This window comes from Xanthomonas sp. SHU 166, assembly GCF_000364685.1.
Taxonomy (GTDB): Bacteria; Pseudomonadota; Gammaproteobacteria; order Xanthomonadales; family Xanthomonadaceae; genus Xanthomonas_A; species Xanthomonas_A sontii.
The window spans coordinates 1-13,759 of sequence record NZ_AQOJ01000786.1; the positions used below are offsets into that span (position 1 = coordinate 1).

Genomic DNA, 13,759 nt, shown 5'->3' on the forward strand with positions numbered 1-13,759 from the left:
AGCACCTGCGGCTTGACCGCGAACATCCACAGCGCGGCGCCGTCGGCGGCCTCGGCCGCGGAGGCGACGGCGTGGACGGCGTATTCGGCGACCAGGGCTTCGCGCAGCGCCGCCACCGGCTCGGCCACGCGGATGCGGCGCGGATCGGCGCCCTGCCGGACCAGACCGGCGATCAGGCTGCGCGCCATGTTGCCGCCGCCGATGAAGGCGATGTCGGCGGCGTGGGAATCGGGGGAAGCGGAAGCCATGGCGCAACACCGTCGCGAAGAGGGAGCGTCATGGTAGCGGTTGCGCCGCGCCGCAGTGCTGCGGTGCGGCGCAACCGGATGGTGCCGGGCGAGAACGCGCCAGCCGCTGCGTGCGGTCTGGCGCGACGGCCTCAGTTGGACTCGGTGAAGGTGATCGACGGCGTGCTGCCGCCGGCCGTCGAGCAGCTGCCCAGGTTGAGGTTGTTGGTCTCGCCGGTGCTGCCGGCATTGGCCGCGCAGGTCGGGGCGGCGGTGGAGCCGTTGGTGGCGGCCACCTTCACCGTGATCGACGAGCCGGAGTTGAAGTTGGCGCTGGAACCGCCGGCGTTGCCGACCACGTTGAACTCGGCGTCCTTCCACACGGTGGCCAGCTTGACCACGCTGTCCCTGGCGCTGACGCTGTAGGCGGTGCCGTTGTTGGTGAAGGTGATGGTGTCGTTGCCGTTGGCGGTGGCCGAACCGGTCAGCTTGAGGTTGGCCAGTTGCGTGGCCGGCACGTCCGGCGCGCTGACCGCATTGCTGTTGCGGTAGCAGTCCGAACCGCCGCCGCTCATCCAGCCGCTCGGGCAGCTGCTGCCGTAGCCGATCAGCCAGTACTGCATGAACACCGCGGCCTGGCCCTGGGTCTCGTAGTCGGTGGCGTAGACGAACTGCTGCCACACGGTGCAGCCGGAGCGGCCGCCGCAGACGCTGGTGGTGGCGTTGTAGTTGGAGTTGATCTGCAGCGAGTACTCGTTCGGGCCGAGGATGCCGCCGCCGCCGAAGGAGGCCACGCCCACGCCTTTCTCCGAGGTCACGCCGGTCACCTGCGGGAAGCTGCCCACGACCTTGCTGATCAGGCTGCTGGAACGCAGCGCGTAGTCGTAGCCGTTGCCGGTGGTCTCGGTGGCGCCGAACAGGATCTTGTGCGGGATCGGATGCACGCGGCGGGTCAGGGTCTTGCAGACGTCCGTTTGCCACTGCGTATCGGGGAAGTTGGCATGGAAGCAGCCTTCCGCCGGCGTCGGTTGATGCGCCATGGTTTCGCGCCAGGCGGTGCGTGCCTGGACTTCCGCGGGCGACATCATCGCTTCTTCGTTGGTCCAGGCCGGCGTCGCCGTCGGCGCGGCCATGGCCGCGGGGACGTGCAGCAGACCAATGACGCAGGAGGCGAACAGCAATCGGGTGGATGCTTGCATCTGTGACCTCGTTCGAGCCGAGCGCATTCGGCAATGGACTGCGGAGTACCCGCGGTCGGCCGCCATGGAAGCGAAGCGCGTGCGTCTGAAACGTGACTGAATTAACGGTTTGCAACCGTGTCGCATGGTTCAGGAAGCGCTGTCGGCGCGAACCTTTCATTCATCCCGAAATTCTATGGTTTTCAACGAGATCGCCTACGACAGAATTCCGATGTTGGTGAATCGATTTTGAAGCGGCCGTAGACAAATCATCACGGTGTCACGGGCACTGCGGTAATGCGGCGCGGCAGCAGCCGGTTCAGCCGGAAGCGCGCGGACCGCGCGCCCCGAACAGGGCGGTGCCGACCCGCACCATGGTGGCGCCGGCGGCGATGGCGTCGGCGAAGTCGCCGCTCATGCCCATCGACAAGGTGTCGACCTGCGGGTGGGCGGTGCGCAGCCGCGCGAACAGGGCGTGCATGCGCGCGAACGCGTCGATGCGGCGTTCGGCCTCCGGCCATGGCGCGGGAATGGCCATCAGCCCGCGCAGCATCAGCGCCGGCTGCGCGGCGATGGCCGCGGCCAGCACGTCCACGGCGTCGGGCTGGCAGCCATGCTTGCTGGCCTCGTCGTCGATGTTGACCTGGATCAGCACGTTCAGCGGCGCGCGTTCGGGTGCTGCCGCGCGGCCCTTGGCCAGGGCGGCGACCAGCTTGGGCCGGTCCACGGTCTGCACCCAGTCGAACAGCGTCGCCGCCTGTTCGGCCTTGTTCGACTGCAGGTGGCCGATCAGATGCCATTCCAGTCCGGCCTCGGCCAGCGCGGCGATCTTGGCCGCCGCTTCCTGCACGTAGTTCTCGCCGAAGGCGCGCTGCCCCTGCGCGGCCAGCGCCGCCACGGCCTCGGCCGGCTGGGTCTTGGACACCGCCAGCAACTGCGCGTGCGGGCGCCCTGCGGCGTCGGCGGCGCGGTCCATGTCCAGGCGAATCTGTTGCAGCGGAGAGAGGGGCACGGCGGCGTTCCGGCAAAGGGAAGGGCGCTATACTGCCGGCCGGGGAATCATCCTTCCAGTCGCAGCCCAAGGGGAAAAGCAGCGTATGGATATCGCTGAACTATTGGCGTTCTCGGTCAAGAACAAGGCGTCCGACCTGCACCTGTCCGCGGGCCTGCCGCCGATGATCCGGGTCGATGGCGACGTCCGCCGCATCAACATTCCGGCGCTGGACCACAAGCAGGTGCATGCGCTTGTCTACGACATCATGTCGGACAAGCAGCGCCGCGACTACGAGGAATTCCTCGAGGTCGACTTCTCCTTCGAGATTCCCAGCCTGGCGCGCTTCCGCGTCAACGCGTTCAACCAGAACCGCGGCGCTGGCGCGGTGTTCCGTACCATTCCCTCGGAAGTGCTGACCCTGGAAGACCTGGGCTGCCCGCCGATCTTCCGCCAGCTGATCGACCAGCCGCAGGGCCTGATCCTGGTCACCGGGCCGACCGGCTCGGGCAAGTCGACCACGCTCGCCGGCATGATCGACTACATCAACAAGAACGAGTACGGCCACATCCTCACCGTCGAGGATCCGATCGAATTCGTGCACACCTCGCAGAAGTGCCTGATCAACCAGCGCGAGGTGCACCGCGACACCCACGGCTTCAACGAGGCGCTGCGCTCGGCGTTGCGCGAAGACCCGGACATCATCCTGGTCGGCGAGTTGCGCGACCTGGAAACCATCCGCCTGGCGCTGACCGCGGCGGAGACCGGCCACCTGGTGTTCGGCACCCTGCACACCAGCTCGGCGGCCAAGACCATCGACCGCATCATCGACGTGTTCCCCGCCGGCGAGAAGCCGATGGTGCGCTCGATGCTGTCCGAGTCGCTGCGCGCGGTGATCTCGCAGGCGCTGCTGAAGAAGGTCGGCGGCGGCCGCACCGCGGCCTGGGAAATCATGGTCGGCACCCCCGCCATCCGCAACCTGATCCGCGAGGACAAGGTCGCGCAGATGTACTCGGCGATCCAGACCGGCCAGCAGAACGGCATGCAGACCCTGGACCAGCACCTGCAGGACCTGGTCAAGCGCAGCCTGATCACCCGCAACCAGGCCCGCGAGTACGCCAAGGACAAGCGGTTGTTCGAGTGAGGCCGGGAATCGGGAATAGGGAATCGGGAATGGGAAGAGCAACCGCCCCATCCTTCCCGCTTCCGGATGCCCGCTGCTGCGATTCCCGATTCTCCATTCCCGATTCTCAGCTCCGAAGGAGCCGACCATGAGCACCATCGACTTCACCTCCTTCCTGAAACTGATGGCGCACCAGAAGGCGTCGGACCTGTTCATCACCTCGGGCATGCCGCCGGCGATCAAGGTGCACGGCAAGATCACCCCGATCACGCAGACGCCGCTGACCCCGCAGCAGAGCCGCGACCTGGTGCTGAACGTGATGACGCCGGCGCAGCGCGAGGAGTTCGAGAAGACCCACGAGTGCAACTTCGCCATCGGCGTGGCCGGGGTCGGGCGCTTCCGCGTCAGCTGCTTCTACCAGCGCAACCAGGTCGGCATGGTGCTGCGCCGGATCGAGACGCGCATTCCCAGCGTGGACGAGCTGAACCTGCCGCCGGTGATCAAGACCCTGGCGATGACCAAGCGCGGCATCATCATCTTCGTCGGCGCCACCGGCACCGGCAAGTCGACCTCGCTGGCGGCGATGATCGGCTACCGCAACCAGAACTCCACCGGGCACATCATCACCATCGAGGACCCGATCGAGTTCGTGCACAAGCACGAGGGCTGCATCATCACCCAGCGCGAGGTCGGCATCGACACCGACAGCTGGGAGAACGCGCTGAAGAACACCCTGCGCCAGGCGCCGGACGTGATCATGATCGGCGAGGTGCGCACCCGCGAGGGCATGGACCATGCCATCTCCTTCGCCGAGACCGGCCACCTGGTGCTGTGCACCCTGCACGCCAACAACGCCAACCAGGCGATGGACCGCGTCATCAACTTCTTCCCCGAGGACCGTCGCAGCCAGCTGCTGATGGACCTGTCGCTGAACCTGCGCGGCGTGGTCGCGCAGCAGCTGATCCCGACCCCGGACGGCAAGGGCCGCCGCGTGGCCATGGAGATCATGCTCGGTACGCCGCTGGTGCAGGACTACATCCGCGAGGGCGAGATCCACAAGCTCAAGGACGTGATGAAGGAGTCCACCAACCTGGGCATGAAGACCTTCGACCAGAGCCTGTTCGAGCTGTACCAGGCCGGCGAGATCAGCTACGAGGATGCGCTGCGCCACGCCGATTCGCAGAACGAGGTGCGCCTGCGCATCAAGCTGGCGCAGGGCGGCGACGCGCGCACCCTGGCGCAGGGCCTGGACGGGGTCGAGATCGCCGAGGTGCGCTGAGCCTGGTGGGCGAGCGCAGGGCCGGCCGCAGGGTGCGCCGGTGCGGAACCAGGATCGCGCCAGTTGTCTCGCGTTCCTGTGCGGGTGTCGAGTTTTCAATCAAGCGTCCGTCGTCGGTCCATCGTGGACGCGTCAGCCGAAGGGAGGGAAGCCGCCATGAACGAACTGCCTGAAGTGCTTTGGTCGAACGAGCCGCATGCCGGCGACTACATCAATTCCGTGGCGGTGTCCGACGATGGCAATGTCATCGTCGCCGGCACCTTCTTCCACGATTACGGCGATACGACGCAGACGTCCGGGCTGGACGCAGTGCCTGTCGAGCAGCGCAAGGTCTTCGAGCGTATCGCGCCTGCTGCCACGCGCAGCGACGTCGGCAACGATCAGCAAGGGTGTTACGGCACCTACGCCTGGGATGGGGCCGGCAACCTGCTGCTGAAGAAGGAATTCGAAGGCTGGCAGGGCGTGTACTGGGTCGATGTCGCGGGGGACGGGGGCACCATGGCCAGCTGCGGCTGGAAGAGCCAGCAACCGTACGCCGGCTTCATCGGTGCCTGGGCGGTCTCGGGCGGGAAGGAATTGCTGTCCTATGCGCTCCCCGGTCGCGGCAACATGGTGTCGCTGGACGCGCGTGGGCAAACGTTGCTGGCCGGGGCCGAGCAGGGCTATCTGTTCTGCCGCGAGGGCGACGCGTCCTTCGGTGCGCCCGTGTGCATCGCCCTGAGCGGCAAGGGCGACACCGTGGTCGCCACGGGCATCGCCGCAGACGGCGCCACCGGGCTGGTGGCCAGCTATCACGGCGAGATCGTCCTGTTCTCGATCACGTCCGGACAAGCGGCGGCCCTGGCGCGCTGGCAGTTGCCCAACGGCGCCTACACCCACGGCGCGGTGCTGTCCGGCGATGGGCGCAGGGCCTATGCCGGCGCCAGCGACGGCACGCTGTACGCGTTCGACGTGGCGGCGTTCCAGAAAACGCCCGGGCCGGCCTGGACCGAGACGGTGCCCGAGGGCGCCACCACCATCTACGGGGTGGCCTGCGATCGCGCCGGCAACAAGGCCGCGATCGCCGGCAATCTCAAGGGCGGTGGCGTCGTCGCCGTGTACGCCGATGCCGGCACCGCTGCGACGCTGCAGTGGACCGCGCACAGCGCGCACTCGCCCAACTGCCTGGCGTTCGACCCTGACGGGCGCTGGCTGGGGCTGGCCGATGGCCATCCCGATGGGACGCCCGGCGGGTTCACCCTCTGGAACGCGGTCGACGGCACGGCGCTTTGGTCCTATGGCACGGACAACATGAGCTGGCCGATCCGGCTGAACAGTGGTGCCACCGTGGTGGTGGGCGGCAGCGACGACGGCTCGGTCACCGCCTTCGTCGGCCCCGGTTCGGCGATCGGCCGTGGCCGCGCGGAGTCGGATGGATGACAGGCCGGGACGCCGAGGCGCCGTTGCGTACGCGCGTCGCGGCGCCGCGCCGTCCCGGCGCGCTGCTGGTGCTGTCGGTGGTGCTGGTGGCGGCGTGGCTGGCGGTCTTCGAGTTGGCGCGGGTCCTGGACTACCAGCCGCATGCGAGCCTGTGGTTCCCGCCGGTGGCGGTGACGCTGGCCACGTTCATGGTGCTGGGCTGGCGCGGTGCGCCGGCGATCGCCAGCGCCTGCGTGCTGGCCACGCTGCTCAGCTTCTATCGCACCAGCGGCCACCCCGTGGTCCCCGGTCGGGCGGTGCTGGGATACGCGCTGTTGTTCACCGCCCAGCAGTTCTGCGTCTGGGGTGGGCTGGCCTGGCTGCTGCGCCTGGTCGGCCGTGGGGTGTCCTCGAGCAGCCTGCCACGTGTGGTGACCTGCTTCATCCTGGGGGGCGGTGTGGCGTCGCTGCTGTCTGCCTGCCTGGGCGGCGCGGGGCTGGCCGTCACCGGCGCGATCGACTTGCCGAGCATGCTGGCGCAGTTGATCCCGTGGGCGATCGGCGACTACGCCGGCCTGCTGGCGCTCGGCCCGCTGGCGATCGTCGGGGTGCTGCGCCTGGCCGAGTGGCTGCAGATCGTGCCGCAGCCGGGTATCCCGCGCCTGTCGGGGATGGTCGCGCCGGCCGGAAGCGTCTCTGCCTACCTGGTGAAGCTCGCGTTGCTGCTCGGCGTCACCCTGGTGGTGATGGCGCTGGCGGCGGCGTTGCCGCGGCAGCCGGCCGTGGTGTTCGCGCTGTTCGTGGTGGTGGTGATCCAGTTGTGGATCGTGCATACCCACGGGATGCTGCAGGCGCTGGTGGCGATCGCGGCCTTCAGCCTGCTGATCGCCGTGACCACGCCGTTGCTGCGGCTCGAGGCGCAGGCGCTCGCGCTGCAGTTCGCCATGATCAGCCTGGCGGCGAACAGCTACTTCGGCCTGGCCGTCCCCGGGCTCTATGCCGACAACACGCGGCTGCGCCATGCGCTGGTGCGCGATCCGGTGACCGCGGCGCTGTCGCGCACCGGATTCCTGGAGCAGGTGCTCAACGATCTGCAAGTGGCCGCGCAGGACCCGCGTCCGCTGGCGGTGATCGTCGCCGACATGGACAACCTCAAGGCGATCAACGACCAGTTCGGACACGCCGCCGGGGATGCGGCGCTGCGTGCCTTCGTCAAGCGCTGCCGGCGCTGCCTGCGGCCGGGCCAGTTGCTGGGGCGCCGGGGCGGGGACGAGTTCGCGCTCTACCTGCCGCTGACCACGCCGGAGAGGGCGCAGGGGCTGATCGACGCGTTGCGCGGTGCGCTTGCCAAGCCCGGCGACGACGACGGATTCGCGACCGTACTGTCGGCCAGCTTCGGCCTGGCCCTGTGCCACCGCCGGGATCTGGACGCGGAGGCGCTGGAGGAGCTTCTCGAACGCGCCGATGCAGAGATGTACGCGGACAAGCGGCAGCGCCGCGCGGTGGCTGTGCGCTGAGGGTTCCGCTTGTCCCGTCGGGAGGAGTTGCCAGCAGGGGCGGATGAGGGGAGGGCGAAGCCTCGTGGTCTTGGTTCGGCGGGACGCTTCGCGCCGTACCCTCACCCCAACCCCTCTCCCGAGGGGAGAGGGGCTTTAGCTGTTCCTTCTCCCCTCGGGAGAAGGTGCCCCGAAGGGGCGGATGAGGGTGCGGGCGGAGCCTCGTGCGTCCTGGCGCTGCGAGACGCTCCGCGCCGTACCCTCACCCCAACCCCCGCTCCACGCCCCGGCCCGCGCGTGCGGCGCGGGCGCTCCAGCGGGCGCGCGCCAGTGGCGCGCAGGCCGCACCCTGTCGCCCCGGTGGGAGAGGGGCTTTAGCTGTTCCTTCTCCCACCGGGAGAAGGTGCCCCAAAGAGGCGGATGAGGGGACGGTGCGCCAGAATGCGAGCCATGCAAACCGACAACCCCTACGCCGCCCCGGTCGCCGCGCTGCCTGACACCGCGGCCGCTGCGGCACCCGCCGACCCGCTGTCCACGCTGTTCGCGCCCTCGGCGGCCAAGCTGGCGCTGCTGTGCGCGACCAGCTTCGGCTGGTATGCGCTGTACTGGTTCTACCGCAACTGGCGCGCCTTGCGCCTGCTGTCCGGGCGACGACGCATCTCGCCGGTGTGGCGCTCGGTGTTCTCGCTGCTTTGGGTATTCGCCTGCTTTCGCGGGCTGGAACGCATCATCGGCGCGCAGCGTGGCGCACTGGTCGGCTGGCTGGGGCCGGCGTTGGCCTATGTCTGCCTGAGCCTGCTCGGCGTGTGGCCCTCCGCATTGTCGCTGTTGACGCTGCTGACGTGGACGCCGGTCGTGCTGGTCAACCAGCGCCTGGCGCGGTTCAAGCAGACGCGCGGATTGCCGCAGAGCGCGGCCGAGCGCTTCACTGCCTGGACCTGGGCGTGGCTGGCGATTGCCGGGCCGTTCGCGCTGCTGGTGATGATCACGATGATGAGGGCGGTGACCATCGGCCACTCCATCGACATCGATCTGCCGCAGCGATAGGTCACGAACGCCAGGCGGAATCGGGGAGGCCACAGGGTCGGCATCCGGCGTCGACACGCGGCAGGGACGATCCGTTGCGAGTCTTCAAAGTTTCATATGCAACCACCACCCGCCTGGTGTCTAATACCGCCCCCCACGCTGTGCCCCCTCCCGTGAGCCTTCCCGATTCCGATCTGCGTCCGGACCTGGACCCATTGCCCGACGACGGCACCGTCGTCACCGCTGGACCACTGACCCCGCCGCCGGATTCGGCCGGCACCGTGCAGGATGCGCGCGCGCTGCGCCACAGCGTGGCCGAGGACGTGCAGGGCATGCTGCTGGCGACCCTGGTGGCCTCGCTGGGGCTGGCGGTGTTCGCCCATGGCGGGCTGATGATCGGCGGCATGGCCGGCGTGGCCTTCCTGTTGCACTACGCGCTGGGCTGGAACTTCGGCCTGATGTTCGTGCTGGTCAACCTGCCGTTCTACTGGCTGGCGGTGCGGCGCATGGGCTGGGAATTCACCCTCAAGACGTTCGTCGCGGTCGCCGCCTGCGGCCTGCTGACCGACCTGCTGCCGCGCTGGGCGCAATGGGCGACGATGACGCCGCTGTTCTCGGCGCTGGTCGGCGGCGCGCTGGTCGGGCTCGGCATCCTGTTCTTCATCCGCCACCGCGCCAGCCTCGGCGGCGTCGGCATCCTCGCGGTCTACCTGCAGCGCAGCCGCGGCTGGAGCGCGGGCAAGGTGCAGATGAGCTTCGACGCGGCGCTGATGGCGGTGGCGTTCTGGCTGCTGGCGCCGCAACAGGTGCTGTACTCGGCGATCGGCGCGGTGGTGCTGAGCCTGGTGCTGATGTTCAACCATCGCGCCGGACGCTACATGGGCGTGTGAGGTCCGCCGCCGGTCGCCGTCGCGCGATCGGCGACGCGCGCGTCGCAGCATGCAGGGGTTCCTTGCGGGGGCGCGAACGTCGCGCGATCCGCCCGTGTTGCGCTTGGTCATGCAGGACATGCATGCAATGCCCGCCGTCCATCGGCGTGCCGCTGCACTGTGCTGGGCACGGCATCGCCCGTGCATGACGGTAACTGTCTACGGAATCTCCGCGGTGTCTACGAAACAGCCTTGCTGTCCAAGTGTGACGCAGCGCATGCTGCTGTCTAAGAAAGGATGAGTGCGCACGGACGGCGCAAGGCGATCGCGGGGAGCGCGATCACATCTGCATGACGTTCACCACGATGTTCGACGCCGCGCCTGCGCGGCGGCGCGGTGCTGCCTGTCCGGCGTGCCGCGACGGATGCCGGCGCTTACAGCTTTTCCACGGAACGAGGGGCAGTGCGATGAAACGTGCGATGGGATTCGCGGCATTGGTCTGTGTAGTGGTCGCGGCGTGCTCTGCCGTGAATCCTGGGTCGGGATCGAAGCCCGGCAGCGGTGGCGGGACAGTCACGCCGACACCTGCACCCGGGGCCGGGCCGGGGCCGATGCCGAGCGCATCGAGCTGCGCGCCACCGGCGGCGCCAGCGCCCTCGTGGTTCCCGCATGCGCAGACGCCGGCACCGGATTCGGCCGGCTTCCAGTCCAGCAGCAATTGCGAGTTCCATCAGTGGTCGTGGAATACGTTCCTGTGGCTGACCCAGGACGTGGGCGGGCAGCCGCGCTTCCTCAGCATGTCCAGCGATGGCATTGGCGGCGTGGCCGACGGCGTCCTCGATCCGTTGATCGGCCGCTCGCAGCAGGCGCGCACGGTGGAACTGATCGATCAGGCCGGGCCGGATGGCGTGCTGGTGGATCGGCATGGACGCGCGGTCTATTACTCGATCCATTCCAACGACGTGTTCGGCCAGTTCATCGCCAGCAATCACCTGCAGGATCCGAAGGCGTTGCGCGCCTTCGATCCGACGGCGGCATTTCCGGTCGGCAGCATGACCCTGAAGGCGGCGTGGAAAGTGGTGCAGCCGGGCGAGGACGTATCCACGTTCTATACCCGCCAGGCGCAGATCGCCAAGCTGGGCATGCGCAAGGGCAAGATCGTCGCCACCGGCGATACCGAAACCCAGACCGTGGCGCTGGTCGGCTTCCACATCGGCGGCACCGTCGCCGGCCATCCGGAAATGATCTGGGCCACGTTCGAGCACCGCGACAATGCGCCGGATGTGGACACGTCGCTCAATCCGGGCCAGCCCGTCTCCGACAAGGACTGGACCTTCTACAAGGCCGGTACCCCGATCGAACAGTGCAACGTCAACGCCGCCGGTGCCGGTGCGCTGACCTTGAACGCGCAGACGCAGACCCTGAGTCCGGTGACCCAGGTCTGCCGCATGGTGCCGTACGGCGGACAGAAGCCGTGCCCGAGCGGCCAGGACTGCAACATCGCCAACATCCAGTCGATGAACACCTCGGTGCAGAGCCAGTTGAACGACGTGTGGAAGAACTACTTCGAGGTCGGTGCGATCTGGTTCGTGGCCAAGGATGCGTTGGCGCCCAACTGCACGTTCCAGCCGGGTTCGGCCCTGGAATGCATTCCCTCGCCGACACCCGAAGGTGCGCCGCCGCTGCTCACCGGCTCGATCAAGCTGTCCAATTCCACCATCGAGACCTTCACCCAGGTGCAGAGCACGCAGAACAACTGCTTCGCCTGCCACAACACCACCCAGGTGATTTCGCCCGATCCGCGCGCGCAGTCGTTGCCGGGGCTGAACGTCAACATCAGCCATGTGGTGATCAACGACTACTTCCAGGCGCAGTTGCCGCAGAAGGCACCGCCGGCGGCGCGGCCGGCCACGCCGCGCTGAGGCGCGCCCCTCTCATCCGGATCAGGAGCAAGTCACCATGACCAGCAACGTGTTTCGCGTGCATCCGGCAATCGGCATCGGCCGCGTTGGCGACAGCCAGGAGTTCTATCTCGCACCGGTGACCGCGGCCGGCACCCGCGGTGCCGACGGGCTGATGGGCGGGCTGCCGGTGCAGCCCGGCACCGAGTCCACGCCGATCACCGCCGAGCAGTTCCGCGACGCCGCCGGCAACGTCAAGCGCCAGGCCGCGCGCTTCCACATCTATGCCTATCCCAGCGGCAGTTCCGGCAGCTATCCCAATGGCGGCGGCGTGCGCGTGGACGTCGGCAGCACGATCGACGGCAAGACGGTCAAGGACATTGTGTGGACCGTGCATCTGGCCAACAAGAAGCTCAACAACTATTCGACGGTGAGCCAGGGCGGCCAGTTTCGCGGCATCGGCGCCTACGAGGAGCCCGGGCTGCTGGAACTGCGCAACCCGAACTATCCCGATGCCGCAAATCCCAGCGATCCCAACGATCCGACACGGTTGCGGCAGTTGGTGATCGATGCAGGACCGCGCGCGCTCAGCGCCGCCGCGGCGGGCAGCGCCGTGGTTGGCTTCGACATGACCAGCACCGCCAGCTACGCCGATGCCAGCGGCACGATCCACCCCCAGCCGGCCTATCCGGTCAGCTTTCCCTCGATGTTCCATACGCTGCACGAACCGCTCGGCAAACTCGATTCGTTGGGCGACATGCGCGTGGAGGCCAACGGTGCGCTGATCGTGGCCGGCGGCTTCGCCCGCACCTCGGCAGTGATCGGGGCCGATGGCAGTTATCCGCCGCTGGAGGACGCGACCGAGAACGGCCTGTGGTACGACGACGCGGCCGATGGCCCGGTCAATGCCGTGCTGATCTTCAACGACGGATCCACCGCCAGCGTGCAGGGTGCCTGGTACGTCACCGGCGATCCGGGCTATGCGCCGCAGACCCGTAACGTGGTGTCCACCTGGGACGACGTCTACGACGTGTGGGTGCGCGAACTGCAACTGGTGCCATCGCTTTACGACAAGGGGCAATTCCTCTCCAGCTACACGCCGTCCTTCAGCGACGACATTCAGCCGATCTTCCACGCGGCGATGCTGCAACGCTGGAACACCAACCTGCCGTCGGCGGCGATCAAGGGGCACGACACGATCGGGCAGATCCAGCCCACCGACGATCCGAGCGCGAAGATTCCCAACCTGAAGACGCTGATCCGCGACCCGGCCTCCGCCGCCGACACCGAGACCGGCTCGCCGATGATGCCGCTGTCGCTGGGCGATGCGCAGAAGAGCTTTCTCAGCGTCAGTTCCACCCAATACTTCCTGCTGAGCCAGTGGCACGGCAAGAACTACGTGCAGGGCGGCGCACCTGTGCTGGGCCCTGGCGAAGCGCTGGACCGCGTCACCCTGCAGAACTGCCTCGGCGGCCGCTACAGCCCGGGCATCGAGGTGTCGTTCCCGATCCGCGACGTGAACCTCTACGTGCAGGACTGGAAGGCCCAGGATTGCGGACCGTTCCGCATCAACCAGGCGCCGCTGGACTACAGCAAAGCGAATCAGGGCAGCGCGTTCCTGAGCTTCGGCTATGTGCCGCTGCAGCAGCACCTGGTGGAGCCGGGCGACCTGTCCAAGTTCATGTCGGTGCCCTGGCACACCGACTACAACTCCTGCGCCACCCATCTGCCCGATCCCAATCCGGGGCAGCAGACCGTCAATCCGAACAACACCCTGTTCTGGTCGTGGCCGGCCGAGCGGCCGTTCGCGGTCTACCCGGCGGCGCTGTGCCAGGTCGACCCCGACGACGACACCTGGTACCTGGGGCCGCAGGTCTATTCGGTGCGTGGCGAAGGCACCGACAGTCCGTATCCGACCAGGGCCGGACGCTTCCAGGCGTACGCGGACTTCGTTGCCAACTGGTCCAAGGTGGGCTTCGTCATCAGTGGCGCGCAGATCGCGCAGGTTTCCGGCAAGCCGCCGTACCCGGCCGAGCTGTTCCTCGAAGTGGCGAGCCAGTTCGATCCGGGCCAGGAGTTCGTGGCGCCGTGGCCGATGGCGAACATGCCGGTCGATCCGAAGGTGTGATGAGCACGCACCTCGGGAGCATATGGACGTCTCTGGACGGGACACGCCGATGAGCGCGCACGACCGCTGCGCCGTCGCCATCGTCGGCGGCGGCGCGGCCGGCTGCGCCACGGCGCTGGCGCTGGCCGCGCGCGGGGTCGAGG

General features: G+C 68.0%; 12 protein-coding genes. 8 read left to right on the forward strand and 4 right to left on the reverse strand.

Translation table 11 applies throughout. The features are described 5' to 3' along the window. The 3 genes from D180_RS18165 to D180_RS18175 form a co-directional block, all read right to left on the reverse strand. A partial coding sequence (locus tag D180_RS18165; protein ID WP_043091305.1) for an NAD(P)-binding domain-containing protein occupies window positions 1-248 on the reverse strand: 248 nt, incomplete at its 3' end. Between the two features lie 131 nt (window positions 249-379). Next, complete coding sequence (locus D180_RS18170; protein ID WP_017913913.1) at window positions 380-1,408, reverse strand: hypothetical protein; 1,029 nt, start codon at window positions 1,406-1,408, stop codon at window positions 380-382. A 316-nt stretch (window positions 1,409-1,724) separates the two neighbouring features. Next, window positions 1,725-2,402 (reverse strand): YggS family pyridoxal phosphate-dependent enzyme, encoded by a 678-nt coding sequence (locus D180_RS18175; protein WP_255325532.1) that lies wholly within the window; start codon window positions 2,400-2,402, stop codon window positions 1,725-1,727. A gap of 100 nt (window positions 2,403-2,502) precedes the next feature. On the opposite strand from D180_RS18175, the gene D180_RS18180 reads away from it, so the two are divergent. The 6 genes from D180_RS18180 (at window position 2,503) to D180_RS18205 (ending at window position 9,608) form a co-directional block, all read left to right on the forward strand. Beyond that, a complete protein-coding gene (locus tag D180_RS18180) occupies window positions 2,503-3,540 on the forward strand; it encodes a type IV pilus twitching motility protein PilT (protein ID WP_010344138.1) in 1,038 nt (345 codons plus the stop codon). A gap of 127 nt (window positions 3,541-3,667) precedes the next feature. Next, on the forward strand, window positions 3,668-4,798 hold the full coding sequence (locus tag D180_RS18185; RefSeq protein WP_010344137.1) for a PilT/PilU family type 4a pilus ATPase: 1,131 nt from the start codon (window positions 3,668-3,670) through the stop codon (window positions 4,796-4,798). Between the two features lie 156 nt (window positions 4,799-4,954). Further along, the gene (locus D180_RS18190) at window positions 4,955-6,217 is read left to right on the forward strand and encodes a WD40 repeat domain-containing protein (RefSeq protein ID WP_017913914.1); all 1,263 of its coding nucleotides are present in this window, start codon (window positions 4,955-4,957) and stop codon (window positions 6,215-6,217) included. Beyond that, on the forward strand, window positions 6,214-7,713 hold the full coding sequence (locus D180_RS18195; RefSeq protein WP_017913915.1) for a diguanylate cyclase: 1,500 nt from the start codon (window positions 6,214-6,216) through the stop codon (window positions 7,711-7,713). The genes D180_RS18190 and D180_RS18195 overlap by 4 nt, the downstream gene beginning before the upstream one ends. A gap of 429 nt (window positions 7,714-8,142) precedes the next feature. Then, complete coding sequence (locus tag D180_RS18200; protein WP_017913916.1) at window positions 8,143-8,739, forward strand: hypothetical protein; 597 nt, start codon at window positions 8,143-8,145, stop codon at window positions 8,737-8,739. 152 nt (window positions 8,740-8,891) lie between these two features. Continuing rightward, the gene (locus D180_RS18205; RefSeq protein ID WP_053069717.1) at window positions 8,892-9,608 is read left to right on the forward strand and encodes a YitT family protein; all 717 of its coding nucleotides are present in this window, start codon (window positions 8,892-8,894) and stop codon (window positions 9,606-9,608) included. A 319-nt stretch (window positions 9,609-9,927) separates the two neighbouring features. Here the strand turns inward: D180_RS18205 and D180_RS24275 are convergent, their stop codons facing one another. Then, window positions 9,928-10,305: a hypothetical protein gene (locus D180_RS24275; RefSeq protein ID WP_198526581.1), complete on the reverse strand. Its 378-nt coding sequence runs from the start codon at window positions 10,303-10,305 to the stop codon at window positions 9,928-9,930. Window positions 10,306-10,384: 79 nt separating this feature from the next. Between D180_RS24275 and D180_RS18210 the strand changes: the two genes are divergently transcribed. Together D180_RS18210 and D180_RS18215 are read left to right on the forward strand one after the other, a co-directional pair. Continuing rightward, window positions 10,385-11,509 (forward strand): hypothetical protein, encoded by a 1,125-nt coding sequence (locus D180_RS18210; RefSeq protein WP_232760576.1) that lies wholly within the window; start codon window positions 10,385-10,387, stop codon window positions 11,507-11,509. A gap of 37 nt (window positions 11,510-11,546) precedes the next feature. Further along, window positions 11,547-13,616, forward strand: a complete 2,070-nt coding sequence (locus D180_RS18215) for a LodA/GoxA family CTQ-dependent oxidase (RefSeq protein ID WP_017913919.1) — start codon at window positions 11,547-11,549, stop codon at window positions 13,614-13,616. The last annotated feature ends 143 nt before the right edge of the window (window positions 13,617-13,759 follow it).

Coding starts and splice junctions, on each gene's coding strand:
- D180_RS18180 (WP_010344138.1), top strand. CDS start 2,503: ATGGATATCGCTGAACTATTGGCGTTCTCGGTCAAGAACAAGGCGTCC.
- D180_RS18185 (WP_010344137.1), top strand. CDS start 3,668: ATGAGCACCATCGACTTCACCTCCTTCCTGAAACTGATGGCGCACCAG.
- D180_RS18190 (WP_017913914.1), top strand. CDS start 4,955: ATGAACGAACTGCCTGAAGTGCTTTGGTCGAACGAGCCGCATGCCGGC.
- D180_RS18195 (WP_017913915.1), top strand. CDS start 6,214: ATGACAGGCCGGGACGCCGAGGCGCCGTTGCGTACGCGCGTCGCGGCG.
- D180_RS18200 (WP_017913916.1), top strand. CDS start 8,143: ATGCAAACCGACAACCCCTACGCCGCCCCGGTCGCCGCGCTGCCTGAC.
- D180_RS18210 (WP_232760576.1), top strand. CDS start 10,385: ATGTCCAGCGATGGCATTGGCGGCGTGGCCGACGGCGTCCTCGATCCG.
- D180_RS18215 (WP_017913919.1), top strand. CDS start 11,547: ATGACCAGCAACGTGTTTCGCGTGCATCCGGCAATCGGCATCGGCCGC.